Origin of the sequence: Cupriavidus basilensis (assembly GCF_008801925.2) — a bacterium.
Lineage (GTDB): Bacteria > Pseudomonadota > Gammaproteobacteria > Burkholderiales > Burkholderiaceae > Cupriavidus > Cupriavidus basilensis.
In genome coordinates this window covers 2,760,827-2,787,352 of record NZ_CP062804.1, presented here as the reverse complement: position 1 = coordinate 2,787,352, position 26,526 = coordinate 2,760,827, and the positions used below count along the sequence as shown (strand labels likewise).

Below are 26,526 nucleotides of genomic sequence, written 5' to 3'. Positions count from 1 at the left end.
CAAGGCTTCGCCCCTTTGCGCTGGCAGCGTGCAAGATCAGTCCGACACCAGAATAAAACCGAACATCGGGAGACACACCATGCGTTGCAAACCTTTCGCAGCCGCCGTCCTGGCCGCCTGCGCCGCCTTCGCCGTGCCCTCGGCCCATGCCGACACCTATCCTTCCAAGCCCATCCGGATGGTGGTGGGCTTTCCCAGCGGCGGCGCGCCTGACATCCTGGCGCGCATCTTCTCCGAAAAGATCTCACCCTCGTGGGGCCAGCCCGTGGTGGTGGACAACAAGCCGGGCGCAGGCGGCAACATCGGCGCCGAGGCCGTCGCCCATGCCGCGCCGGATGGCTACACGCTGGCGCTGGGCACGGTCGGCACGCACTCCATCAACGGCTCGCTTTACAGCAAGATGCCGTACGACATGGTCAAGGATTTCACCCCGGTGATCCTGGTCGCCTCCACGCCCAATGTGCTGGTGGTCAACCCCTCCGTGCCGGCCAAGAACGTGGCGGAGCTGATCGCGCTGGCCAAGGCCAAGCCAGGCGCCCTGACTTTCGGCACGCCGGGCATTGGCACCTCGCCGCACGTGGCCGGCGAGATGTTCAACTCCCTGGCCGGGGTCAAGCTCACCCACGTGCCCTACAAGGGCCGCGCCATGGCCATTCCCGATCTGCTCGGCGGCCATATCAGCATGATGTTCGACAACCTGCCGTCGGCGTTGCCGGTGATCAAGGAGGGCAAGGTGCGGGCGCTTGGCGTGACCAGCGCGAAACGCTCGCACTCGGCGCCGGATATTCCCACGCTGGCAGAGCAGGGGCTGCCCGGGTTTGATGCGGACTCGTGGTTTGCGATCTTTGCACCGGCGAATACGCCCAAGGATGTGATCGCCAAGCTGAACACCGAGCTCAACCGGATTTACCAGCTTCCCGATGTGCAAGCCAAGCTCAAGACCTTGGGGCTGGATCCTATACTTGGTACACCGGAGAAGTTGGCGGGTTATCAGAAGGTTGAGATTGCCAAGTGGGCGAAGGTGGTGAGGGATTCGGGGGCTAAGGCGGAGTAAAGGTGTTGGCTTTTGGGGTTAGGGTGCCATACGACGTCGCTGTGCGGGGTTGGTTGCTGTTTCTTTGAGCGGCGATGGCGCTTGCACCCAAAGGCCATACGACATCCCCCTGCGGGGGCTGCCGGTCACTCTTCTTTGCGTCGGTGTATAGACCGGGGACATGGGTGACACATGTGCGAGGACATGGTTGACACATTTTAAGCGGCATTCGGGTCGTTTAGGTCGATGCTTCCGAAGCGATGATGTGCGAAGTAAAGGGCGTATTTGCCGCTGTGTCTGGCGTCAGGCCGCAGCGCCACGTGCAGCTTGGCTAGGGCATTCGAAACCTTGAAGCGACGTCCCTGGAAACAGAGCTCGCCGTGCCATTTGACCTGCACTACGGTGTCGTCAGGGCCGTATTCGATGGGCGGCAACTGCTCCGGATATGGCCTCGGGCTGGGCCGATACCGCGTGACGGGCGTCGCCAGGCCAAGGGCTTCGTGAGGTCGCTGCTGGTTGTAGACATCGCGCCAGCGATCGAATGCGCGCTGCGCATAACGGCAGGAAGCAAAGTCGTTGCCGGTGAGCACCTCGGCCTTAAAGGTGCGGTGGAACCGCTCATCCTTGCCATTGGTTTGTGGGTGCGCGGGGCGGCTATGGCTCAGGCGTACGCCCAGGCGAATCAACCAGATCGCCAGGGCCGTGAGCTGGCCGGGTTGGGAAGGGCTGCCCCAGGGCGCACCGTTGTCGGCGTTGATGCGCAGCGGCAGCCCATAACGACGGAAAGCCTCGCGCAGATGGCGCTGCACCACTGCAGTCTGGGTTCTGGTGCAGGCCGTGAGCAGGATATTGAAGCGGGAATGGTCGTCCAGCACTGTCAGCGGGTAACACGGCACGCCGTCTCGGGTGGCAAACCAGCCTTTGTAGTCCATTTGCCAGAGATGGTTGGGCTCGGGATGCTCGAAACGCTGCCATGCCACCGATTTGGCGGAGGCCTCCGGGGTAATTAGCCCGTGGCGATGCAGGATCGAGGTGACAGTGCTGGGAGCCGGCGCCTCGGTATGCCCAAGGTCCTGCAAGCGGCGGCTGATCTTGCGCCCGCCCCAGGCAGGATGCTGCTGGCGAAGCGCGATCACGGCCTGTTCAAGGTCGGCGTGGGTCTGTTCCGGGCTGCGACTGGGCCGCCGAGAGCGGTCGACCAGACCGGCCTCGCCTTGCTCGGCATAGCGCGCGAGCCATTTGTAGGCGGTCTGGGGACTGATGCTGAAACGCCGGCATAACTCGCGGCGATTGCTGCCCTCTTGCTGGGCCAGAAGGATGAATTCTTGACGAAGGCTCATGGTGTCGCGCGTGCTCCAAGGCATGGTCGGATTCCGGGCAGATTCATTGCCCGAAAGTGTCAACCATGTCCTCGCACACCCGTCACCTATGTCCCCGGTCTATACACGTCGGCAAAGAAGACTAACGAGAAGAAAGCCGACCCTGCCGGGGGCAGAGCAATAAGGCTGTTTTTGCCTCGGTGGTTGCGTCGTACGGCCCGGAGTGTTGGCTAGCGTATCCTACCGGCCCTAAGGACATCATTTTTGCATGACCCATGGGTTACGTCGCGCAGCCCCTGACCTCGCTTGCGGTGACCATTCCCACATCTGCCGTTCGCGAGGCGAAGTGCTGCGCCGTTTCGGGTGTGGATGGTTTCGTGGTTTTGTCTCGGAGGACGAGCGCCGTGGGTGTGAGCACGGCCCTCGCGCACGGGCCACGGTGCCCACCACGAAACCAGAGGGGGGTGAAGCAAGGTGCCGCTCGTGCCGGTACGGCAGGGCATCAAATGGCCGGGCGGCCACCGTCAGAGACAAAACCACGAAACCACCAGGGCAGGCAGGATCGTGGCGCTGCGCACCGCGAACGGCAGATGCCCGAACGCGCACCGCGCAAAGCGATCAGGGGTACCACCACGTGACCATAGGGTCATGCAAGTGCGCTGCCCTTCGGGTCGGTAGGATCGGCCAGCCAACACTCCGGGCCTTACGACGCAACCACCGACACTCGAAAGCCTGATTGCTCTGCTCCCGGCAGGGCGGCTTTCTTTTCGTTAGTTTTCTTTGCCGGTCAAAGAAAAGTGACCGGCAGCCCCCGCAGGGGGATGTCGTATGGCACTTGGGTGCAAGCGCCATCGCCGATGAAATAAACAGCGAAACCCCCTGCTGGGCGATGTCGTATAGCCCCAAAATCCAACACCAACAAAAAAATCACAAATCCGCCTCAGCGGCCACCTCCACCCCCACCCGCACCGCAGGTCCACTCCCACTCCCACTGCGCAACCGGCTAAAACTAACCACAGCCCCCACCAAAGCCACCCCCGCGGCAACAAAAAGCGCCACCCGAGCCGCCCCGCTGGCATCAACACTAAACAACAACGCCACAATAGCTGTCCCGGTAGTCTGCCCCAGCAACCGCGTTGTCGCCTGCGCCCCGCTAGCGCCGCCGCTGCGCGCCGGTGGCGTGGCGCCAATCATCGCGCGGTTGTTCGGCGACTGGAATAACCCGAATCCCAATCCGCACATGGCCATGCGCCAGCACACGGCAAAGCTGGACGCTTCCGGCCCGAGCGTCGCCAGGCCGATCAGCCCGGACCCGAGCAAGGCCAGCCCGATGCCGGCCAGGATGCTGGCGGGATAGCGATCGGACAGGCGTCCCGAGATGGGCGCCATGATGGCCACCATCAGCGGCCACGGCGTGATCAGCAGCCCGGTCTCGTGCAGCGTGCGGCCAAGCTGGTATTCGAGGTAGAAGGGCAGCGCCACGAAGGCCAGCATCTGCGCCATGAAGGAGCAGAAGGATGTGCCCACCGCCAGCGTGAAGGCGCGGCTGGCGAACAGGTCCACCGGCACCAGCGGCGCATGCTTGCCGCGCTGCATGCGTACCAGCCACCATCCCAGCAACGCTGCCACCACCAGGCCGGCGGCGGCGGCGGGGCGCCATTGCGCGTGGCCCGCGCCGTCCACGCCGAGGATGAACAAGGCAAAGACCACGGCCGAGAGCAGCGCGCTGCGATAGTCGAAGCTGCGCGGCTGGGGCGGCGTTGCCGGCAGCGCGGTGCGGGCCAGCGCCAGCGCGAAGATCGCCACGGGCACGTTGATGGCGAACAGCCACGGCCAGCTCGCCACCGACAGGATCAGCGCGCCCACCGAGGGCCCCACGGCAATGGTGATGCCCACCACCAGCGCGTTCAGCCCGATGCCCCGGCCCAGCTTGGTGGGCGGATAGATAAAGCGCACCAGCGCCGTGTTCACGCTCATGATGCCGGCGCCGCCGATGCCCTGCAGCACCCGCGCGGCCACCAGCACCGGCAGGTTGGGCGACAGCGCGCACAACAGCGAGCCCGCCAGGAAGATCGCCAGGCCGGCGCGGTACACGCGCTTGTAGCCAAGGATGTCGCCTAGCGAGGACAGCGGCAGCAGGCACACCGTGACGGTGAGCTGGTAGGCGTTGACCACCCAGATGGTGCTGGACGGGTCCGCCGCCAGCTCGCGCGAGATCGAGGGTAGTGCGATATTGGCGATCGAGCCATCGAGCACGGCCATGATCAGGCCGCAAAACACGGTGAGGATGGCCCAGGAGCGTTGGGGATAGGGTAGGCCTTGGTGTGGCTGCATGAGGGAGGGCGGCTGCTGAAGGAGTGGCGCGAGCGATGCTTGAGATGCTTGACGACACAATTATCGTCTCGCGGAGCGGTGCTTGCAAATGATCGGAATGTGGTAAGGCAGCGCCGGCAGTGTTGTTTTTCGGTTGCAGAGAAATAGGGCGGAAAACCCGCCGTACTCCACCAAATGCCCGGCTGGCCCAGCGCTATGATCCCCGGCACGATGTCCCGGAAACCAGGTCGCAAACAGCACCTCCCATGGGGACGCAGCGTTTTCCGGACCGCCATTAGCCATGTCAACACCAACCACCCAGGGCAGCTGGCAGCCAGTCCCCACCAGTCTCGATCCCGTCGACTGGAGCGCGCTGAGGGCGCAGGGGCACAGCATGCTCGACGATATGCTGGACCACCTCCAGGGCATCCGCGCCCGCCCGGTCTGGCAGCCGATTCCCGACGCGGTGCGCGCAAGCTTCCGCGAGCCGCTGCCCCGCGAGGGCAGCGGGCTGGACCAGGTGCATGAGACCTTCATGGACAGCATCCTGCCGTTTGCCGTGGGCAATGCGCATCCCGGCTTCATGGGCTGGGTGCATGGCGGCGGCACGCCGGTCGGGATGCTGGCGGAAATGCTGGCGGCCGGGCTCAATGCCAACCTGGGTGGGCGCGACCATATCCCGGTGGAGGTGGAGTGGCAGGTGCTGCGCTGGGTGATCGAGCTGTTCGGCTTTCCCGACGATGCCAGCGGCCTGTTCCTGACCGGCTCCTCCATGGCCAACCTGTCCGGCGTGCTGGTTGCCCGGACCCGGGCGCTCGGGTCCGAGGTACGGTCGACCGGCATGGGGCAGACGTCGCGGCGCCTGACGGCCTACACCTCCACCCGGGCGCATGGCTGCATCGCCCAAGGCATGGACCTGGCCGGCCTCGGCAAGGACAATCTGCGATCGATTCCCGTTGACCAGATGGGGCGCATGGATATGGCGTGCCTTGCCGCCGCCATCGCTGTCGACCGCGCTGCCGGCTTCCAGCCGTTTCTCGTGGTGGGTACCGCCGGCACGGTGGATACGGGCGCCATCGACGACCTTGCCGAGATCGCACGCATTGCCCGCCGGGAGCAACTGCATTTTCACGTCGACGGTGCCTTTGGCGCCCTGGCCATGCTGTGCCCTCAACTGGCGCCGCGCCTGCGCGGCATCGAGCAGGCGGATTCGATCGCCTTCGATTTTCACAAATGGCTGCAGGTCCCCTATGACGCCGGCTTCTTTGTGGTCCGCGACCGGCAATTGCACCTGCGCACCTTTGCCACGCACGAAGGCACGTACCTGAGCCGCGGCGAGCGCGGCATGGCGGCCGGCTCCCCCTGGCCTTGCGATTTCGGGCCGGACCTGTCGCGCGGCTTTCGCGCGCTGAAGACCTGGTTCACGATCAAGGTGTACGGCACCGAGCGGCTGGGCGGCATGATTGCCCACACCTGCACCCTGGCGCAGGAACTCGCGCGGCGCATCGAGTCCGAGCCGGAGCTTGAGCTGCTGGCGCCGGTATCGCTCAACATCGTTTGCTTCCGCTATATCGGTGCCAATGCCAATGTTGATGCCGATGCGAACGGCGCCATCGAACAGGTCAACCGCGATCTTGTTGTCGCCCTGCAGGAATCCGGCCTCGCCGCGCCTTCGTCGACCGTGCTCGACGCGCGCTTTGCGATCCGGGTTGCGCTCTTCAATCATCGCAGCGCGCCGCAGGATATCGATGTCCTGCTGAACGCCACCCTGGCGCTTGGCCGGTCGCTGAGCGCCGTATCACCCGCACCCGCACCCGCACCCGCACCCGTACCCGTTCCCGAAGCCAGCGGCCTATCACAATGAACGCAATCCTTGATCCCGCCAACATGAAGCCGGCCCCTGATACCCTGATCGGCCTGCGCCACCTGCTGCGGGCGGCCCATCAGAACGAGGACCTGCGCCCGCTCGGCGCCGAGCTGATCAACCACCTGCAGTCGCAACCGGACGATGCCAATGCGTTGATGGATCTCTCGCTGGTCCTGCAGCTCGTCGGCGATCACGCGCTGGCCATGACCATGCAGGCCGAGGCGCTGCAGGCGCGCCAGCTCTATCACTTGCCGACCTTGCGCGATGGCGAAGCCCGCCTGCGCGTGCTGGCCATCATGGTCTCGGGCGACCTGATGGCCAACACGCCGCTGGAGTGCTTGTTGGGCAACTCCGATGTGGCGCTCGATGCGCTCTACGTCACGCCGGAAAACCCGCTGCCGCAGGCCGTGCCGGAGCACGACGTGCTGTTCATCGCGGTGGGCGAATCCGACCGTACCCAGCCCGTGCTGGAGCACCTGCGCGCGCTCGCGGCAATCTGGCCGCGCCCGGTGCTGAACCAGCCGGATCGCGTGCAACAGCTCTCGCGGGACCGGGCGGCATCCTTGCTGGCGTGCGCGCCGGGCGTGTGCATGCCGCCGACGCTGCGCGTGGATCGCCAGGTACTGGCCGGCATCGCCGGCGGGCAGGCAGCGATCTCGTCGGTGCTGGGCGAGGGCGCTTTCCCCATCATCGTTAGGCCGCTTGGCTCGCATGCCGGCAAGGGCCTGGAGAAGATCGGCGACGCGGCCGAACTCGCTGGCTACCTGGCGCAGACGGACGAGCCGGCGTTCTATGTCTCTTACTTCATCGATTACCGCAACGATGACGGCCAGTTCCGCAAGTACCGGCTGGTGCTGATCGAAGGGCGCGCGTACGTGTGCCACGTGGGCATCTCCGAGCACTGGATGATCCACTATCTCAATGCCGGCATGGCAGAGAGCGCGGCCAAGCGGGATGAAGAAGCCGCCATCATGCGCGACTTCGACCACACCTTCGCGCTGCGCCACAAGGATGCCCTCGCTCTGATCCAGGAGCGGCTGGGTCTTGATTACGTGGGCCTGGATTGCGCCGAGACGCCGCAGGGGGAACTGCTGGTGTTCGAGGCCGATACGGCGATGGTGGTGCACGATATCGATCCGGTTGACCTCTTCCCGTACAAGCAGCCGCAGATGCACAAGATCTTCGCGGCGTTCCGGACCATGCTGATCAACGCCAGCGAGGCCCATGCCGACCACGTGGACGCGCACGATGCCGCTGCCATCGACGGCTGACCTGCTGGTCAGCGGCGGGGACCACCGCATCGCGCTGGATCCGGCGACCGGCCGTAACAAGTACGGTTGCCAGCCGCTTGCCTCGACGGGGCTGGTTCCCTTTGGCTCCTCCACGTCCTCGGGGATTTCTCCTGCCGCGTTCGCCGAGGTGGACGCGCTGCGCAACCGGCTTGCCGCGGCGCTGCCGCACCAGAGCGCGCCCGAGTTGTATCGCCACGAGCTGGACCGGCTGCGCGGCGAGTTGCTGGCGCTGTGCGGCATAGGCGATGCGCTTGGCACCGGGCTTGTTTTCTCGGCTTCCGGCACCGATGTGCACCTGCTCGCGGCGCGCGTTGCCGCGCGGGTGGCGGCCGATGGGGCCGGCAGCGATGCGGGCAATCCGAGCGTTCGGCGCCGGCCGCTGGTGATCATGGCCGGCGAGGCCGAGAGCGGCAGCGGTGTGGCCGCCGCGCTCACCGGGCGCCACTTCAGCACGTATAACGCACTGGGCCGTACCACCATTCCGGGCGAGTCCTTGAGCCAGGCCTGCGCCAGCGACATCCTCGACGTGCCGATCCGCAATGCGGACGGCAGCTTGCGGGATGCGAGCGTGGTCGACGCGCAAATCGAGGCGCTCGTCAGCCAGGCCGTGCAGGATGTGCGCCAAGTGCTGCTGGTGCTGATCGACGTCTCCAAGACCGGATGCATTGCGCCGAGCATTGCGTGCATGACGGCGCTGCATCGCCGCTGGCCCTCGGCGGTGCAGGTCCTGGTTGACGCCTGCCAGTTCCGCATTGAGCCGGGTACGCTCCAGGCCTACCTGCGCAACGGCTGCATGGTGGCGCTGACCGGCTCCAAGTTTGTGACCGGGCCTTCGTTCTCCGGCGCCTTGCTGCTGCCCGCGGCAATTGGCAAGATACTGCGCGAGCGCGGCGTTCCGGCGGAGCTGCGCCTGTATTCCGCGCGCGAGGAATGGCCGCAAGGCTGGGCAAGCGCGCAGGCGCTCGGCAGTTATGCGAACTTTGGCCTGCTGCTGCGCTGGCAGGCTGCGATCTACGAACTGCGCGAATTCCTCGCGGTGCCGGCCGGGCAAGCCGCTGGCATCCTGCGGCGCTTTGCCGGTGCCATCCAGCAAAGGCTGGGCAGCGATCCCGCCTTTGCCGCGCTGGCGGTGCCGGCGCTGGACCGCACCGCGCTGAACACGCCATGCCACTGGGACGAGATCCAGACCATTCACCCCTTCCTGCTGTACCGGTGCCAGCCGGGAGGCGGCAGGACCGCGCTCAGCCGGGAGGAGACGGCCGCCATCTTTCGCCGGGTCCAGGCGCCGGGGAGCGCCGACGCCGGCGTGGCCTACCAGCTTGGCCAGCCTGTGGACAGCGGCCACAGGGCGGGTGTCCCGGTCAGCGCCTTGCGGCTGTGCATGAGCGCCAGGCTGGTAGTCCAGGCAGCGCGAGACCCGGATCAGGAGCGGCACCTCATCGGCCAGGCCCTGGCATGCCTGGATATGGTCTCCGCGCTGGTGCACACCCCCACGCGCGACGTCGGCGTTGCGCCGGTGCTGGATACCGCCTTTTCATAACTACGTTCGCGTTTTCTCGCGGACTACGGCGTCACGATATTGAAGTCAGGCTTGAATGTGTCGAGCATGCCTGCGAGCACAATGGTCGGGTCAGCCGTGTGAGCGAGCCGGAGCCGCAGGCATGCCTCGGAGGCGAACCCGGTGCGCTTGCCAAGACGTTGATGCAGAAGCTATTCAACGATGGTCGATGATCTGCCGCGGCTTATCTTCCGTTCATGGCATCGTCGTCGTGAGGTCCTGTCCCACCCTCCACCCGCGCGCCAGCCGCTCGGACTCGGCCCGCTGTCTGGCGGTCAGTTCCGCGGCCATTCCGGTGCGCAGCGCCATGTCCTCCGAACCCGGCTTGGCCTCGCGGGTCGACAGCAGCACCCAGGCATAGGCAAGCACCATGTTGCGCGCCACGCCAAAGCCATTTTCTTAGGCTGCCGCCAGGTTGTTCTGGCCGGTGGGATGGCCTTGCATGGCGGACTTGCGCAGCCAATGCACGCCTTCGCGCTTGTTGCTCAGGACCATGCCTTCGCCTTTGATCAACATGGCGCCCAGGTTCGCCTGCGCGTCCGCAAGGCCCTGCACGGCCGCCTTGCGCAGCCATATGACCGCCTCGCGATCATCCACCGGCCCGCCTTCTCCGAAATGGTACTGGAGCGCCAGGTTGTATTGGGCCGGCCCGTAGCCTTGCTCGGCCGCCAGGCGGAACCAGCGCCTCGCCTGCGCGTAGTCCTTGGGCACGCCATTGTCCGCCGAATAGAAATTGCCAAGTTCATTGCGCGAATCCGCGTCGCCCTGCTCGGCGGCCTTGCGCAGCCAGGCCACGCCTGCCTGCACGTCCTTCTTGACGCAGGCGCCGCGGACATAGGCAATGCCCAGATGGCCCTGGGCCGCGGCCACGCCAGCCTTGGCGCGCGCTTGCAAGGTGGCGGTGGCGGGCTCGCACTTGCCACTGATCATCGCCGCGTACAGGTCCTGGGCCTCGCCAGCCCAGGCGCTGCCCGCGGCCATGGAAATGGCGGCGAGTCCGAGCGCCAAGGTACGGCGCGTTTCGTTGTGCTTCATTTCGCTTCTCGGTAAGACAGGGCGCCAGCTTACTGGTGGCATGCCGTCAAGAGAATAGGACAAGTCCTAAAACGCAGGCGTTGGCCGCAATCGATCCCTTCGCGCGGAATCGATCGCTATGCCCCCGGGCCGGTCACTGCACCGACATGAATGCGCTCGGATAGCGAAATGGCTTTTAGAAGAACTACCGAGCGGAATCGCTAAATCCCGGATCAGATGGCGCATATCGATGCCATTCTCGATGGATGTCGCGCCGGCTAATTGGATCAATGCGAGAGAGGTTGCGGTGATTACGGAATTCGCCGCCTAAGCGATGCCTTATTGTAAGATCCATCGTCTGAATTCAGGCTTTGTAATAAGAATGCGGGTCCCGGCCAGGATGCAGCAAGGCGAAGGGAACACTCGCAAGACAAAGACAAGATCACCGGGAAGCCGACCTGGATCGCAGCGGTCGGCAGTGTTGAGGGTGGGGCCTGGACTCCCGGCGGACCCGGACGAGCACACATCAATCACACCGTAGCGCGGGCACGTCACGCGCAGGAGCATCGAACGTGCAGAACATCAAGCCTCGGCGTGAGCAATACTGGCACCTGGCAATCGTGCTGGCAGCCATGCTGATCCCCGCAATTGTCATGGTGCCGCTGGTTTTCCTGCAGGGAAGGCAACGCGCCGACGGCGAAGCGTTGGTTACGGCGGTGGCAATCCAGAAGCAGATGGACAACATCCTCGGCGTAGTCACCGCCAATGTCGACAAGTCCATGGCGCTGCTCGGCAAGCCATGCGAGGAGGTGATCGGCGAACTCACGCGGACCAGCACCCTGAGTCCGTATTTCCGCTCGCTCATCCTGGTCCATCAAGAGAAGCTCTACTGCTCACCGGTCCTGGGCAAGGTCAACGACATCCCGCTCACCCTGGCATTCGATGCGATGACCAGCTTGCCACGGGGGCTGCTGATCACCCCCAGCTCAGGTACCTCCCTGGTCTCGGACCGGCCCGCAGTGATCGTCTCGCGAGGCATCGCCAACGGCTCGGGCGTGCTGGCCGTGATCGACGGGCAGTACCTGCTGGACATTCAGGCGGCCGCCTCGTACAGCGGCCAGTTCCAGGTCCAGATCCTGCTCAGCGACTCGCTGCGCCAGTTGCCGACCGGTGCGCCGTTGGCGACGACACCCGGCCCGCGCTACCGGAACAGCATGCAACTGGCCAAGTCCGCCGCCTTTCCCATCGAGGTGCGCGTCGCAGTCGCACCGGCGCTGATCACGGCCTACCGCCACGAGCTGTGGCGTCACTACGCGCCTTTCCTGCTCATGGCGGCGCTGCTCTCGGGATACCTGGCGCATCTGTTCTGCAGGCGGCGCTTGTCGCTGGTCAACGAGATCTACCGAGGCATGCGCCAGCGCGAGTTCCACATGGTCTACCAGCCGGTCATCCGGTTGGCCACGGGGGAGTGCAGCGGGCTCGAGGCCCTGGTCCGCTGGCACCGGCCCGGCCGGGGCCATATCCGGCCGGACATCTTCATCCCGCTGGCGGAAGACAATGGCGTCATCGGTGACCTGACTCGGCATATCTTCGATCTGGTGGCCGCCGACTTGCCGCGCCTGGGGCTGGGGCCGCGTGACCATATCGGTGTCAATGTCAGCGCTTCCCACCTGGCAACGCCCGGATTCGTCGATGATGTGCAGCGGCTCCTGGACAAGCTCGGCCCCGATGGGCCACTGCTGGTCCTGGAGGTGACCGAGCGCGAAGCGCTGCCGAACGACGAGCAGGTGCAACGTAACATCGCGCACCTGCGCGCGCAGGGCGTGCTCTGGGCGCTCGACGACTTCGGCACGGGGCAGAGTTCGCTGTCCTATCTTGAACAGCTCCATGCCGATTTCCTCAAGATCGATCGCTCGTTCGTCATGGGCATCGGCACGGACTCCGTCAACGCCGTGGTGCTCGACACCATCATCAGCCTGGGCCAGCGGCTGCGCCTGGAACTGACAGCCGAGGGGATCGAGAACGAGGTGCAGGCCGCCTACCTGCGACAGCACGGCGTGCATTGGGCGCAAGGCTATCTGTTCGCCGCGCCGTTGGGGGTGGAGGAGTGGGCGGCGTGGCGCCACAACCGTCCCCGTGTCACCGAGGCCGCCCAGGAGACCAAGCCGGACTCATTGCCGGCTTGAGCCTGAGGCTTCGACCGGTGGGTGACACCACGCCGCCTGCTGGGCTGCAACGCAATGCCCGCTTGCGCAACGCAAAGCGGCCCCGGCGCTACTTGCGCCGAATTCCCTAAAACCTGCCCCCTCTCCAGGAGGGGGAATATCTTCCGATTTCCTGCCGTTAGCCACACTGCAGCGTGGTTCCATATGCATTTGGAATTGTGCTGTTTAGGGCATAACAAGACGGCGCGGCGCGAAGACGATCGCCCAGAGCATCACAAATAGAAAAAAGCGGGAGCGGGATTGCAGCGTAACGGTTCGCATTGGCGATTCAAGCCATGACGCATGGACCATTCCGCAGCGCCAACGTCCCAACGGGACAAGGGGATCAAATCGTGAATTTCAAACTCCTGACCATCAAGGGCAAGCTCGTGCTGAGCTTTAGCCTGCTAGCCCTCATCGCGCTATCCATTTCCGCTTTGTCGCTACGCGCGCTGAGCCAGACCACGGACGGTTTCTCCCGCTACCTGTACGGCATCAACGCGCGCGCCGAAGTTGCCGCGCAGGTGAGGACCGCCGTTGACCGGCGCGCCATCGCGGCGCGCAACCTGGTTCTTGTCACCAGCCCCGAGGACCTGGCCCTGGAGAAGGCAGCCGTATCGCGCGCACATGACGATGTGCAGGCGCAGCTGGCAAAGCTCAAGGACATGGTGTCGGGCAATAGCGACGCCAGTGACACCGCGCGCAACCTGGTGCGCGAGATCGATCGCGTGGAGTCGCGCTATGGTCCCGTGGCCATCGCCATCGTGGACCTCGCGCTTGCCGCCAAGCGCGATGAGGCCATCGTCAAGATGAACAACGAATGCCGCCCCTTGCTGGGGGCGCTGGTCAAGGCGACCGACGCCTATACCGAGTTCACCAAAGGCCGCCAGGTCGATACGGTGCGCAAGCTGGAGGAAGACTACGCCGCGCAGCGCAACCTGCTGATCGTGATGTCCATTTGCGCCGTGGTGCTTGCCGTGGTGGGGGGCCTGCTGATCACGCGCTCCATCACCCGGCCCATGCAAACGGCCGTGGATGTGGCGCAAACCGTAGCGCGCGGTGATCTGGGCAGCCAGATTGCGGTGGTGGCGCGCGACGAGACCGGGCGCCTGCTGTCGGCCCTGCGCGACATGAACGAGCGCCTGACGGAGATCGTGTCCCGCGTGCGCCAGAGCAGCGCAAGCATTGCCGGGGCGTCGGCGGAGATCGCCGCGGGCAATGCGGACCTGAGCCAGCGCACCGAAGAGCAAGCGGCATCGCTCGAGGAAACCGCCGCCAGCATGGAAGAGCTGACCACCACGGTACGCCTGAGCAGCGAGAACGCCCGGCAAGCCAACGAACTGGCCCGGGAGGCTGCCGACATCGCGCACAGCGGCAGCACGGCGGTTGGCCGCGTGGTCGATACGATGCAAGGCATCAGCGCCAGCTCCACCAAGATTGCCGACATCACCGGCATGATCGAAGGCATCGCCTTCCAGACCAATATCCTCGCGCTCAACGCCGCGGTGGAAGCTGCCCGCGCCGGTGAGCAAGGCCGCGGCTTTGCCGTGGTGGCCAGCGAGGTGCGCAGCCTCGCGCAGCGCTCGTCAAGCGCCGCCAAGGAGATCAAGGAACTGATCGCGGGCTCGCTCAAGCAGATCCAGGACGGCGCCACGCTGGCGGGCGAAGCCGGGCAGACCATGAACTCGGTGACCAAGGCGGTCGCGCGCGTGAGCAGCATCGTGGAAGACATCGCCAGCGCGTCGATGGAACAAAGCCGCGGCATCGAGCAGGTGAACCAGGCGATCTCGCAGATGGACCAGGTGACCCAGCAGAATGCCGCCATGGTGGAACAAGCCGCCAGCGCCTCGCGCGCGCTGCAGGAGCAGGGCCAGGAACTCAACGAGGTGGTGGCGTTCTTCCGTCTGCCGGGCGCCGGCGGCACTGGGCGGCCGCATGCGCCGGCGAGCGACCGGGAGGTACGCCGCCAGCGCTCCGCGGCATTGGCCTGATCGCGCACTTGCATGCCAGGATGTGGCAGGCGTGTGCCAGCGCCCCGGAGTCGTCCCGGGTGCGGCTGGCACATTGGAGAACATGATGTTTATCCCGGCTCACAGTCATTGAATTTAATCGAAATTCCGGCTCCTTATAGGTCGGAGGCCAAAGCAGCACATTCCATTTTTCGCGCACGCCGGGAGACATTGGGCTATTAAGTTTCTTCTTAATAAATAAAAGTGCCGTAATTGAGATATTTTCGGCTTCTTTATTTGCCTGCTACTCCGGGGATTACCCAATTTCAACTTCGCCAGCATGATGGCTTACTGTGCCGGTGGATGCGGGGCTTCTCAGATGCTCCATTGGCCAGATTGGCCGCATCACACAGTATGCGAACGTGCCGGCAGGCCGACATCCGGTCGTAGGAAGGCAGGAATTGGAGACGTAGGCTGTGGCAGTTGAACGACCCGTGATTTATCTCGTCGATGACGATGATATTGTGCTCTGGACATACCATGAGTTGCTTCGTGGCCTTGGCACGGATATCAGGACATTTGTTTCCGCTCGCGATTTTGTCGAATCGTACCGGCCGGCACCGGTTGAATGCCTGGTCTGCGATCTGCGCATGCCGGGGATGTGCGGCCTGCAGGTGCAAAGCCAGTTGGCCGGCAAGGGCGTTCTTCCCCCTACCATCTTTGTTTCCGCCTATTCGGAGGTCCCTTCTGTGGTCAAGGCGATCAAGGCGGGCGCGCTTGATTTTCTGGAGAAGCCCGTCGACGGCGCCATGCTGGTGCAAAAAGTGCGGGGTGCGCTGGAACGCAGCCGCCAGATGCGCGAGCAGAGGCGGGCCTCGGCCGACAAAAGCACGCGGCTTGCACTCCTGACCCCGAAGGAGCGGCTAGTTGCCTGGCATGTCACGACCGGCAAGACCAGCAAGGCGATTGCCACGGAACTGGGGATCAGCGTGCGCACCGTGGAAAATCACCGGGCGCACTTGATGGAGAAACTGCAGGTCAAATCCGCGATTGAATTGACAACGCTGCTTCTCGACTGACCGATCCTGTCAGGCCGCCAACGAAATAGACGTCGCGAAAGCCAGGAATCAACGGCTCGCAGGCGGCCCGCAAGGGGCGGGAACGCCGCCCCGGCTTCATGCTTTGCGACGCGTCGCAGGAAATCATGATCAAGCGTTACTTCAGGAGTCTGCGAGGGACAGGCGGGAAAGAGGTCCGCCAGAATCTCATCATGACGGCCGTCGCCGTGGTCTTGCTGCTGGTCTTGAGCCACGAGGTGCTCCGGGGCCTTGAAAGGCAATTTCAGCGGAGTGCCGAAAGCCGCCTGAAAGCCGTGCTGGGTGCCATATCGGACCTGAACCGGACGATGGGCGAGGATTCGGCGGCGCGAGTCGGGACCATTGCCGAGAACCCTGCCCTGATAAAACTGGTGAAACGTATCCTGGCCGATCCCGGCCGGGCCGATTTGCTGACTGAATTCGATCAATGGATCCTGCCGATCTACAGGAGCCGGGGCTTCGACGGCTATGCCCTGATCCGGCCGGACCATACTATTCTCGCGGCGAGCAGCCCGCGCTATGTCAATTTTTCGGACCTGACCGAGCAGACCATACGCACCCTGCGGGGCGCGCAGGCGCGTGGATTTGCCATCTCGCGGCCTACGGTCTCGACGCTGCCGCTCATGGTACAGGGCGTCGAGCAGCCGGCCGGGATGTTTTATCAGCTTGCATGCGCACGCATCGATGCGGATGGACGGATCGCGGGCTTCCTGTGCCTGCGTGTCAATCCCTACGTGAGGTTGTTCAAGATACTCAAGGCGGGCCGGATCGGCGAAACGGGCGAGGCTTACGTGATCGATTCCGCCGCACGCATTATCTCCCCGACCCGCGCCCCGCAGCGCGATGCCCCGACGACCCTTGCCCTGCAACTGCTGATGGATAGAGGCAAGGAGGCGGTGGATGCCGAAGGCTATGACGGTCATGACGGACACAAGGTCATCGGGGCCGCCCGATGGCTGGCTGACCAGGACATGGGGCTGGTGGTCGAGCTGCAGGTGGATGAAGCCTATCAGTCGTACTTCCTGGTCCGCACGGCGATCGCGAGCCTGGCCGCGATCGCGATCGGGCTGATCCTTGCGCTGGCGGCATTCCAGTGGCGCGCGCGCCGCGGCGTGCGCGAGAACGAGGAGCGCATGCGCGCATTCCGCGAGCATGTGCCGACCGGGCTGGCCTACATGAGCCCCGAGGGCGTGGGCATCATGGCCAATCGCGCTTATGAGGAAGGCCTCGGGGTGGCGCCAGGCGTTGCCGTGGGATGCCGCGTCTGGGACATCATCCCGAATCGCCGCATCGCACAGATCAGCCGCGCTATGCACGAGCTGGTACTGGCCAGCGGACTACCCCAGAACCAGGTGCATACGACCAGCCCGCGGGACGGCGAAGAGCGCATCTTCCGCGTGGTCAAGTTCCCGGTGCCCGGGCCGGACGATGCGGGCATCATCGGCGTCGGTACGGTGGTCGCCGATATCACCGAGCAGGAGCGCACCCGACAGGCCCTGGAGGTGCTGACCAACACCCTGGAAGCACGCGTCGAAGAGCGAACGCTGCAGCTGACGGCAGCCCGCGAGGCGGCTGAATCGGCTGCACGCGTCAAGGCGAAGTTCCTGGCCAACATGAGCCACGAGATCAGGACGCCGCTGAATGCCATCATCGGCATGTCGCATCTGGCGCTGAACCGCGAGCGCGCGGACAAGCTGGATCGCTATCTGGTGCGCATCGGCGCGTCCGCCGGGCACTTGCTGGGAATCGTCAACGATATCCTGGATTTCTCCAAGATCGAGGCGGAAAAGCTGACCATCGACGCGCGCGAGTTCTACCTGTCTGAACTGCTGGACCGCGTTACGGGCCTGTTCTGGGAAACGGCGGAAGCCAAGGGCATCACGATGTCCATCTTCACGTCCCCGGCGATTCCGCTTCGGCTGGTCGGCGATCCGCTGCGTGTCGGGCAGATCCTGATCAATTTCCTGAGCAATGCGCTGAAGTTCACGGATCGCGGCGAGGTCTGCCTGCGAGTCAGGCAGACGCACGTGCGCGACGGCCATATCGGCTTGTGCTTCGAGGTCGAGGACACGGGCGTGGGCATTGCTCCGGAAGCGTTGCCAGAGCTTTTCACGCCGTTCCAGCAATTGGACAGCGCGATGAACCGCCGCTTTGAAGGCACGGGGCTAGGGCTTGTGATCAGCAAGAAGCTGGCGGAACTCATGGGCGGGCGCGTCCTGGCGCGCAGCCAGGCTGGTGCCGGAAGCATCTTTTCGTTTGAGGTGTCGCTGGAGATTGCGGGCGCAGAGCGGGCGGCCGCTCCGGGCTCCGGGCTTTCACATACGGCGATGGCGCCATCGGATTGCCGCTCGCTCGCCGGGCCAGCGTGGCAGGCACTGCACGGGCGCAAGGTCTTGCTGGTCGAGGACAATCCGATCAATCAGGAGGTCGCGCGCGATCTTCTCGAACTGGTGGGCATGGACGTGCACGTTGCTGGCGACGGCCAGCGGGCGCTGGTGGCGCTCAAGGAGCACGCATTCGATATTGTGCTGATGGACATCCATATGCCGGGCATGGACGGCATAGAAACCACCGGCGCGATTCGCCACGACCTGGGCCTGCATGCCCTGCCGGTGCTGGCGCTGACGGCAGACGCGATGTCGGCGGACCGCGTCCGCTGCATCAAGGGCGGGATGAACGATCACATTTCAAAGCCAATTGACGCACAGGTGATGTTCCGCACCATTGCGGCATGGCTACCGCCCGTCGCCGTGCCATCGGGCGCGGCTCGCGGCCCGGCAGGTGCGGTGACGGCGGCGACAGCGGCGACGGCGCGGGCGCGGCCACAGGCGTCGGCGGCAACGCAGGCCCTGAAGGGCATACCGGGCCTGGATGCCGCTGCGGGGATCAAGCTCTTGTTCGGCCGCGAGGATCTTTACATCAATCTGGCCAGGCGCGTCTGCGCCGAACGCGCGGACGTGGTCACGCAGATCCACGAGGCCATCGGGGCCGGTGACTTTGGCCAGGCAAGCCTGCATGTCCATGGCATGAAGGCCGTGCTCGGCATGCTTGGCGCGGCCGAGCTCGCGCAGGCATGTTCGGTGCTGGACCGTGGCTTGCAGGATGACCGGGCGGACGCCGTGGCGCTCGCCACGCTGGCCCGGGACTATCCGGCGCTGATCGCCAACCTGCGCTCGGCGTGCGCCGTGGGCGCGGTATAAAAAGAGTCCAGAGCCAGCCCGGCGCGTGAATCTGGCGCTTCATCTGCAGGTGGGGACACGGGGAGTGCTGTTTCCCTGCAAAAATCGGCCATGCTGGTAAGCCTCACGCGCAAAGCACGCTCTGGACCGGAAAAAGGGGCCGGCCATGACATCGTTCCCCGGCACTGCCAACGTTTCAGCGGCTCTCCACACCGACCGGGGCAGCGCACAGGTCGAGTCCGGCGGACAGCAACCTGAGCGACCACAGTTCCGCCTGGGTGAATGCGCCGTCGATGGTCACCCATGGGTAGCGGACACCGGAGATCGTATTCTCGAAGGCGATCAATGTGGCATCGTGGTCGACGGCGCACACGAAGCGCCGGATGCCGATCCTCGGATGCCGTACCTCATAGCGCGCGCGATGCTGGAGCCGGAACTCGTTCTTGCCCTCCCGGGTCACGATCGCTATCGCGTGCTCCTGCAGTCCGGGGGCGAGCGCATTGAGCACGCAGCTTAGCCAGTCGTCATACGCCAGTGAGGTTTCGCCGTTGCCCACCGCCGTCATCCACTGGTCGATGCGCAAGGTGTGGCGAACAGTTAGCTGATGAGATTCCATGCCTCATGATGGCCTGGCGATGACTGCCGCGAAAGAGTGGAATTACTCAGTTCACACACCCTGTATTCGTATCCGTTGCCAGGGGAAGAGCTGGGGAAATAGCCGGGGGAATAGCTGGGGGAAGGGGAGAGTATTTTTACTCTTTCCGATCCAGTGGGAACCCATGACAATGCGGCCGTTGCTTCGATTCAGCGAAAGACGGGCCGCGATGCCTGCATGGACTCGCTGTGGGTCGGACAACATGCCGGTATGGCGTATGGCGTGTGGCGGTGCCGGCAATGCGGACACGTCTTCTGACGTAGTCGGCGTGCATTGAATCGATTGCGGGGGTATCAGTGTCAATGCGATGCGACCGATGTCCGTTTTTCTTGGGAAGGCCCACTTCGGTGGGCTTTTTTTTTTGCCACGGCCGCCCGGAGCGTGGTTAACGGCAGCGGATCCCAATACTTGATCCCCTCCGCAAGAGGGGGCTGAATTGCGGCGCAAGATGTCCGTTATCGCAAGACAGGGGCCGGGACGCGCCTGGGGTTGTTGCGTCCCGTGCAATCTGTGGCCTAGCCCGGGCGAAAAGCGAACCGGTGCGAGAAATCCGCTATGTCAACGCAATATGACGGCATGTCTTTCGAAGTGCGCCGGAAACGCTGTCATCTTGCCTGCCCGGCAAGTATCCCGACCTGAATCTCCCCATGCGCTCTGACAATTCCGACGCTCAGCCCACGATTCTTGTGGTGGATGATCTTCCAGAAAACATCGCGATGATGGCCGCGTTGCTTCAGGATCGCTATCGGGTAAAGGTGGCGACCTCAGGCAGCGCGGCAGTGCGCATCGCCACGGCAGCGCCGCCAAGCCTGATCCTGCTGGACGTGATGATGCCGGACATGGACGGCTACGAAGCGTGCCGGCAGCTCAAGGCGAACCCGGCCACCATGGACGTGCCGGTGATCTTCCTGACGTCCCGTACCGGCGAGCACGACGAGACGCGCGGGTTCCAGGTGGGCGCGGTGGACTACATCATGAAGCCGCTCAGCCCGTTGGTGATGCACGCGCGCATCGCCACCCATCTCACCCTCAAGAACGCCAGGGATTTTCTCCGGGACAAGTCGGCCTACCTGGAGCAGGAGGTCCAGCGGCGGCTGCGGGAGATCTCCGTGATCCAGGACGTCACCATCATGGCCATGGCATCCCTGGCGGAGACACGCGACAACGAAACCGGCAACCACCTGCGGCGCACCCAGCACTACGTGCGCCGCCTGGCGCAGGCGCTGCGCCACCATCCTCGCTTTTGCGACGAGCTCAACGACGAGACCATCGAGTTGTTGTTCAAGTCGGCCCCGCTGCATGACATCGGCAAGGTCGGCATCCCCGATCGCATCCTGCTCAAGCCCGGCAAGCTGACCGCCGAAGAGTTCGAGGTCATGAAGACCCACACCACGCTGGGGCGTGACGCCATTGCGCATGCCGAGGCCCAGTGCGGTACCCCAAACTCCTTCCTGCGCTACGCCCGCGAGATTGCGCACTATCACCAGGAGAAATGGAACGGCAGTGGCTACCCCGACGGGTTGTCGGGCGATGCGATTCCTGTCTCCGCGCGCCTGATGGCGATCGCCGATGTCTACGATGCGCTTATCAGCCGGCGTGTCTACAAGCCCGCATTCCCGCACGAGCAGGCGGTAAGGATGATCGGCGAAGGGCGCGGCAGCCATTTCGATCCGGACATGGTGGACGCGTTCCTGGCCATCGCGCCTGAGTTCCTGGCCATTTCGCAGCGCTACGCGGACACCGACGCGGACCATGCGCGCGAGGCGGCATTGCTGGCCGCCAACGGCTATCCCGCCACCACGCCGCAAGCATGATGGCCGCATCCGCCTCCGGACTGCTGGCAGCATTGCGCGGGCGGGTGGCCACGCGCGCCGGTCTGCGGCGCTATGTCTATCCCGTGCTGGTGGTGGTGGGAGTCTGCCTGCTGGCCGGCGGCGCTGCCCAGCTGGTGTACGAGAATGACCGGGCCAACCTGGGCGCGCGGGTGGAGTCGATGCTGGCGACGTACGCGCGGCTGCTGGGGCTCTGGAGTGGCGAGCAACAGCGGCGGGTCGAGCGGATCGCACGCCTGCCGCAAGCGCTCAGCCTCGCGCGCCCGCTGCTCTTGGCGCCAGGCCAGCCGTTGCCGGATGGCGAGGCGGTGGCCAGGTTCGAACGCTGGGTGACCCCGGTCTTCCAGAGCAGCGGCTACCTCGGCTATGTCCTGGCTACGCCGGACCTCAAGATCGTGGCGTCGGAGCTGCCCGGGCGCACCGGCAGCCTGCTCTTGCCGGAACCTGCCCAGACGGCCCGGCGGGCGCTGCAAGAGGGCAGCGCGGCCTCGCCGCCTTATCCTGCCCCGGAACGAACCCGTGACCCGTGGGGCACGCTGGTGGACCTGCCGTTCCAGGTGGTGTGCGCCCGGCTGCTGGACGCGGGGCGCGCCATTGGCGTGCTATGCCTGCGGCTGGATCCCGGTGCCGTGATGCTGCCGATCATCGCGGCCGGCCAGTTCGGCCGCACCGGTGAGCTCTACGCCATCGACGCCCGGGGCCGGCTGGTGTCTCCCAGCCGCTTCGGCCCGGAGCTGGAGGCCAAGGGCCGGCTGGCGCCTGGCACCGCGTCCATGCTCAATGTATGGGCCCGGGTTCCTGGCCAAGGCGGCAAGGACGGGGGCAGCGCCCAGCCGGGCGGCCCGCTGACCCTGGTGGCCGAGCGCTTGCTGCGCGACCATGCCTCCGTGCTTGCCTACGACTATGCCGACTACCGTGGCCAGCGGGCCGCGGGCGCTGGCATCTGGGTGCCCGGCCTGGAGATGGGCTTGATCGTGGAGCAGGACATGGGCGAAGCGTTCGCCCCGTACCTGTTTACCCGCGACGTGCTGGCGGCACTGACGGCCATCATCCTGCTGCTGATCGGCACCGCCACGTGGATCGCGCGGCGGGACGGCAGGCGCCTGGCGGAGAGCCAGGAAAGGATGCGCGCGATGCTCGAGCACTCGCCCGCCATCATGTCGCTCAAGGACCGCGATCACGCCATGCTGGCGCTTAACCCGGCCATGCAGGCGCTGCTCGGCGCGAGCGAGAGCGAAGTCCTGGGCAGGTCCGACTGGGATTTCGGCGCCAACCCTGAGGTCGCGCGGGCACGCCGGGACATGGAGACGCGCGTGATGTCCTCGGGCAAGGCCGAGGAGCACGTCTACGCGCTGCAGACGCCCCATGGCGAGCGCCATCTCCAGGTGACGCGCTTCCCGGTGCGCAACCCGGCAACCCATGAGGTGGTGGGGGTCGGCGCCGTGGGCATCGATATCACGGAGCGGGTCGAGGCCAACCACCGGCTGACCGCGTTGTCCCAGACGCTGGAGCGCCGCGTCGAGGAACGTACGCGCGAGCTTGCCGAGACCAATGCCGAACTGGTCGTGGCCAAGCAGGCCGCGGAGAGCGCCGCGCATGCCAAGGCCAGCTTCCTGGCCAATATGAGCCACGAGATCCGTACCCCGATGAATGCGGTGATCGGCATGGCGCATCTGGCGCTGCGCACGCGGCTCGACGACAAGCAGCGCGGCTACCTGGAAAAGATCCAGCACTCCGGCCAGCATCTGCTCGAGATCATCGATGACATCCTGGACCTGTCGAAGATCGAGGCCGGCAAGCTGGAGATCGAACGGATCGATTTTTCGCTGGAGCGGATGCTGCGTACGGTGAGCGACCTGGTGGCCGAGCGGGCCGTTGCCAAGCACCTCGAGCTGATCGTCGAAGTTGCCCCGGACGTGCCGGACTCGCTGCGCGGCGATCCGCTGCGCCTGCGCCAGATCCTGATCAATTTCGCCAATAACGCGGTGAAGTTCACGCACCAGGGTGAAATCGTCATACGCGTCGAGCGCCACGGCGACGGGCAATGCCAGCCCCGCATCCGCCTGCGCTTCGAGGTGCGCGACACCGGCATCGGCATCGACCCCGCGACCTGCGCGCGCCTGTTCCAGAGTTTCGAGCAGGCCGACGCCTCGACGACCCGGCGCTACGGCGGCAGCGGCCTGGGCCTGGCCATCTGCCGCCGTTTGGTGGAGTTGATGGGCGGCACCCTCGGGGTCGAAAGCACCCCGGGCAAGGGCAGCAACTTCTGGTTCGAGCTGGACCTGCTGGCGGGCAAGAAGCGGCCTGCCAGCGCCATGGTCGCGCCACAGCTGGCGGGCTGCCGCCTGCTGGTGGCGGACGATCACGACTACGCCCGCCAGGTCATCATCGCCATGCTGCGCAACTTTGGCTTCCGCGTGGACGAGGCGGGCTCCGGCCGGACCGCGCTGGCCAGGATCGCCCAGGCCGACGAAGCGGCCGATCCCTACCAGGCCGTGTTCATCGACTGGAAGATGCCTGGCCTTGACGGCATCGAGACCGCTCGCCATATCGACGCCATGCGCCTGCGCCACCCGCGCCCGCGCCGCGTCATGATTACCGCCCATGGCCGCGAGGAAGTGCTGCGCGAGGGCGAGCGATCGGGCTTTGACGCGACGTTGATCAAGCCGGTGAGCGCATCGCTGCTGCTGGAGGCGACGGTGCGCACGCTGTCCCCGGACAATGACGCACCACCGGAGGCAGTGGAGCCACATTCGGCGGCGCTAGATGCCATGCCGGAATTGCCGAGCGCGCGCGTGCTGCTGGTGGAAGACAACGACATCAACCGCGAGGTCGCGGTCCACTTGCTGCAGGCCGCGGGCATCTACCCCGATACGGCCGAGAACGGCGCCGTGGCGCTGCACCTGCTCCAGGCCGGCGCTTACGATCTGGTCCTGATGGACGTGCAGATGCCCGTGATGGACGGGTTCGAAGCCACTCGGCACATCCGCGAGCAAGAGCAGTTCGCAAGCCTGCCGGTGGTGGCGATGACGGCTAACGCGTTGCCGGAAGACCGGGCGCGCTGCCTGGCGGCCGGCATGAACGACCATATCGCCAAGCCGATCAGCCCGCCGGCCTTCTATGCCATGCTGCGCCAGTGGCTGGCAGTCCCGGGCGGCGGCGACGCGGCCCCGTCAGCCGGGTCCCGGCCGGCCTGGGTTGACGCGCTGGCAAGCTCACCGCATCTTGACGTCGGCGGCGGCCTGGGCCGCGTCAGCGGCCGCGCGGAAGTCTACCGGCAGTTGCTTGAACGCTTTGCCAGCGGTTACGCCGACATGCCGGACCGGATCGGCGAGCGGCTGGCCCGCGGCGACCGCGACGGCGCGTTGTCGCTCGCGCACTCGCTCAAGGGCCTGGCCGCCAATCTCGGTGCCATGTCGATCTCGGGCGCGGCGGCTACGCTGGAGGCGAGCCTGCAACTTCCTCACGCGCCCGGGCGACCCGATCCCGTCACGCTGCTGGCTGCCTTGCGCACTACCTTCCTGCCATTGCTGGCGACCTTGCGCACGCACCTGCCTACCGGGCCCGCAGCGTTGGATGGCGTGGCGCCGGATACGTCCGGCCCCCTGGCGGATCCCGATGCCACGCAGGAGGCCGTGCTCCAGCTCCTGCGCGAACAGCTGGAAGAGGGCGACAGCGCGGCCAACAACACCTTTGCCCGCTACCGCGACGTCTTTACCCGCCTGCTGGACGCCGATGGCTGCCAGCGGCTGCAGGCACAGGTCGAGTGCTACGACTACGTGGCGGCGCTGGCCACGCTGGATAGCGGCGTCGTGCCCTAGGGCCGGCCTCGGCATCCCCGGCTAGCGGGAATCGCTTCGGGTATCTGTGGCGGTGCACGCCGTGAGGCGATTCGATCGCAAGAAACGGAGTTCTTGCGATCGAATTGAGGAATATAGTGTCCTCACACCAAACAGTTCTTGAACGCGATCATGCATAGAGATGCCAATACGCCAGGGACTCCTTCGCGCGATGACGAGCGATGGGCGGCCGTGCAAGCGCGAGATCCGTCGGCAGACGACAAATTCGTCTACGGAGTCAGGACGACGGGGATTTATTGTCGCCCGAGTTCCTCGGCCCGTCTCCCGAAACGGGAGAACGTCGAGTTCTTCGATTCCGCCGAAGCCGCGGAAGCTGCCGGTTACCGATCCAGTCGACGTGTCGCTTCGGATCGAAGTGCTGCGGCTGCCCAGCGTGCCGCCCTGGTCGCCGAAGCTTGCCGACTGATTGACGTCTCGGAGGTCCAGCCCAATCTCGAAGCGCTGGCCCTGCAAGCTGGCATGAGCATGTTTCACTTCCACCGGATATTCAAAGCCGAGACTGGTCTGACGCCGAAAGCGTACGCGAGCGCGTCCCGTGCCCGGCGGCTGCGCGAAGAGCTCGCCGGTGCCGAGACCATTACGAATGCAATCTACGAGGCCGGGTTCAATTCGAACAGTCGCTTCTACGAGGCATCCGCCGGCATGCTCGGCATGTGCGCACGTGACTATCGGGATGGCGGCCAAAACGCGGTCATCCGCTTCGCGGTCGGCCAGTGCTCACTGGGTGCCATCCTGGTCGCGCAAAGCCAACGGGGCATCTGCGCGATCTTGTTGGGAGATGACCCCGACCTTCTCGTGCGTGATCTGCAGGATCTGTTCCGCAAAGCAAGCCTCGTCGGCGGGGACGCGGATTTCGAGCGACTGGTCGCGAATGTCGTCGGTTTCATCGAGGCGCCGGCAATCGGGTTGAATCTTCCGCTCGACGTCCGGGGTACCGCGTTCCAGGAGAGGGTCTGGCAAGCGCTTCGCGAGATTCCGCCAGGTGCAACGGCCAGCTACGCCGAGATCGCAGCCCGTATCGGTTCACCGAAGGCAGCTCGCGCGGTTGCCCAGGCTTGCGGCGCAAATCCTATCGCGGTGGCCATTCCTTGCCATCGCGTTGTCCGCCGGGATGGCGACATCTCCGGATATCGCTGGGGCGTTGAGCGCAAGCGGGAATTGCTCAAGCGCGAGGCATAGTCCCGCAACGCCGAAGCCGGACCATGAACGCGAAAGTGATGGCCGGCTTGGATTGGCCAGGTTCGAGCGCCGAACTCGGCCAAGAGGGATATTCCGTCCCGTCCGTGGGAGGAAAGCGACATTGCGTGCTGCTTGCCTCCAACAGCGCCCCCTGGTAGGCGCTAACGCCCGCGAT

Annotated in this window: 16 protein-coding genes; 11 read left to right on the top strand and 5 right to left on the bottom strand. The window is 65.2% G+C overall.

The features are described 5' to 3' along the window. Window positions 1-79 precede the first annotated feature (79 nt). A complete protein-coding gene (locus tag F7R26_RS33365) occupies window positions 80-1,054 on the top strand; it encodes a Bug family tripartite tricarboxylate transporter substrate binding protein (protein WP_150993596.1) in 975 nt (324 codons plus the stop codon). Between the two features lie 197 nt (window positions 1,055-1,251). Here the strand turns inward: F7R26_RS33365 and F7R26_RS33360 are convergent, their stop codons facing one another. Together F7R26_RS33360 and F7R26_RS33355 are read right to left on the bottom strand one after the other, a co-directional pair. Further along, window positions 1,252-2,397, bottom strand: a complete 1,146-nt coding sequence (locus F7R26_RS33360) for an IS481 family transposase (RefSeq protein WP_193692081.1) — start codon at window positions 2,395-2,397, stop codon at window positions 1,252-1,254. Between the two features lie 882 nt (window positions 2,398-3,279). Then, on the bottom strand, window positions 3,280-4,686 hold the full coding sequence (locus tag F7R26_RS33355; RefSeq protein WP_150990398.1) for an MFS transporter: 1,407 nt from the start codon (window positions 4,684-4,686) through the stop codon (window positions 3,280-3,282). 280 nt (window positions 4,687-4,966) lie between these two features. Here F7R26_RS33355 and F7R26_RS33350 point away from each other — a divergent pair, with 280 nt between their 5' ends. Genes F7R26_RS33350 through F7R26_RS33340 form a run of 3 tightly spaced genes read left to right on the top strand, consistent with a single transcriptional unit; the run spans window position 4,967 to window position 9,364 of the window. Then, on the top strand, window positions 4,967-6,529 hold the full coding sequence (locus F7R26_RS33350; protein ID WP_150990400.1) for a pyridoxal phosphate-dependent decarboxylase family protein: 1,563 nt from the start codon (window positions 4,967-4,969) through the stop codon (window positions 6,527-6,529). After that, window positions 6,526-7,803, top strand: a complete 1,278-nt coding sequence (locus F7R26_RS33345; RefSeq protein ID WP_150990402.1) for an ATP-grasp domain-containing protein — start codon at window positions 6,526-6,528, stop codon at window positions 7,801-7,803. The genes F7R26_RS33350 and F7R26_RS33345 overlap by 4 nt, the downstream gene beginning before the upstream one ends. After that, the gene (locus tag F7R26_RS33340; RefSeq protein ID WP_150990404.1) at window positions 7,757-9,364 is read left to right on the top strand and encodes a hypothetical protein; all 1,608 of its coding nucleotides are present in this window, start codon (window positions 7,757-7,759) and stop codon (window positions 9,362-9,364) included. Before F7R26_RS33345 ends, F7R26_RS33340 begins: the two co-directional genes overlap by 47 nt. Before the next feature lie 213 nt (window positions 9,365-9,577). Here the strand turns inward: F7R26_RS33340 and F7R26_RS33335 are convergent, their stop codons facing one another. Together F7R26_RS33335 and F7R26_RS33330 are read right to left on the bottom strand one after the other, a co-directional pair. Further along, the gene (locus F7R26_RS33335) at window positions 9,578-9,754 is read right to left on the bottom strand and encodes a hypothetical protein (protein ID WP_170301958.1); all 177 of its coding nucleotides are present in this window, start codon (window positions 9,752-9,754) and stop codon (window positions 9,578-9,580) included. A 27-nt stretch (window positions 9,755-9,781) separates the two neighbouring features. Then, complete coding sequence (locus F7R26_RS33330; protein WP_170301959.1) at window positions 9,782-10,417, bottom strand: tetratricopeptide repeat protein; 636 nt, start codon at window positions 10,415-10,417, stop codon at window positions 9,782-9,784. A gap of 551 nt (window positions 10,418-10,968) precedes the next feature. Between F7R26_RS33330 and F7R26_RS33325 the strand changes: the two genes are divergently transcribed. From F7R26_RS33325 to F7R26_RS33310, 4 genes are all read left to right on the top strand, one after another. Beyond that, window positions 10,969-12,582 carry an EAL domain-containing protein gene (locus tag F7R26_RS33325; protein WP_150990409.1) on the top strand — a complete coding sequence of 538 codons (1,614 nt, stop codon included), beginning with the start codon at window positions 10,969-10,971 and terminating at the stop codon, window positions 12,580-12,582. Between the two features lie 371 nt (window positions 12,583-12,953). Further along, window positions 12,954-14,591 carry a methyl-accepting chemotaxis protein gene (locus tag F7R26_RS33320; RefSeq protein WP_193692203.1) on the top strand — a complete coding sequence of 546 codons (1,638 nt, stop codon included), beginning with the start codon at window positions 12,954-12,956 and terminating at the stop codon, window positions 14,589-14,591. Window positions 14,592-15,043: 452 nt separating this feature from the next. Beyond that, window positions 15,044-15,628, top strand: coding sequence for a response regulator transcription factor (locus tag F7R26_RS33315; protein WP_241754628.1), 585 nt, complete (start codon window positions 15,044-15,046; stop codon window positions 15,626-15,628). Between the two features lie 191 nt (window positions 15,629-15,819). Further along, window positions 15,820-18,846, top strand: coding sequence for a response regulator (locus F7R26_RS33310; RefSeq protein ID WP_170301960.1), 3,027 nt, complete (start codon window positions 15,820-15,822; stop codon window positions 18,844-18,846). A gap of 175 nt (window positions 18,847-19,021) precedes the next feature. Here the strand turns inward: F7R26_RS33310 and F7R26_RS33305 are convergent, their stop codons facing one another. Next, complete coding sequence (locus F7R26_RS33305; protein WP_150990415.1) at window positions 19,022-19,441, bottom strand: hypothetical protein; 420 nt, start codon at window positions 19,439-19,441, stop codon at window positions 19,022-19,024. A gap of 686 nt (window positions 19,442-20,127) precedes the next feature. Here F7R26_RS33305 and F7R26_RS33300 point away from each other — a divergent pair. From F7R26_RS33300 to ada, 3 genes are all read left to right on the top strand, one after another. After that, the gene (locus F7R26_RS33300) at window positions 20,128-21,294 is read left to right on the top strand and encodes a response regulator (RefSeq protein WP_150990417.1); all 1,167 of its coding nucleotides are present in this window, start codon (window positions 20,128-20,130) and stop codon (window positions 21,292-21,294) included. Further along, window positions 21,291-25,133: a response regulator gene (locus tag F7R26_RS33295; protein WP_150990419.1), complete on the top strand. Its 3,843-nt coding sequence runs from the start codon at window positions 21,291-21,293 to the stop codon at window positions 25,131-25,133. The genes F7R26_RS33300 and F7R26_RS33295 overlap by 4 nt, the downstream gene beginning before the upstream one ends. A gap of 150 nt (window positions 25,134-25,283) precedes the next feature. Continuing rightward, window positions 25,284-26,351 (top strand): bifunctional DNA-binding transcriptional regulator/O6-methylguanine-DNA methyltransferase Ada, encoded by a 1,068-nt coding sequence (gene ada / locus F7R26_RS33290; RefSeq protein WP_150990496.1) that lies wholly within the window; start codon window positions 25,284-25,286, stop codon window positions 26,349-26,351. Window positions 26,352-26,526: the final 175 nt, after the last annotated feature.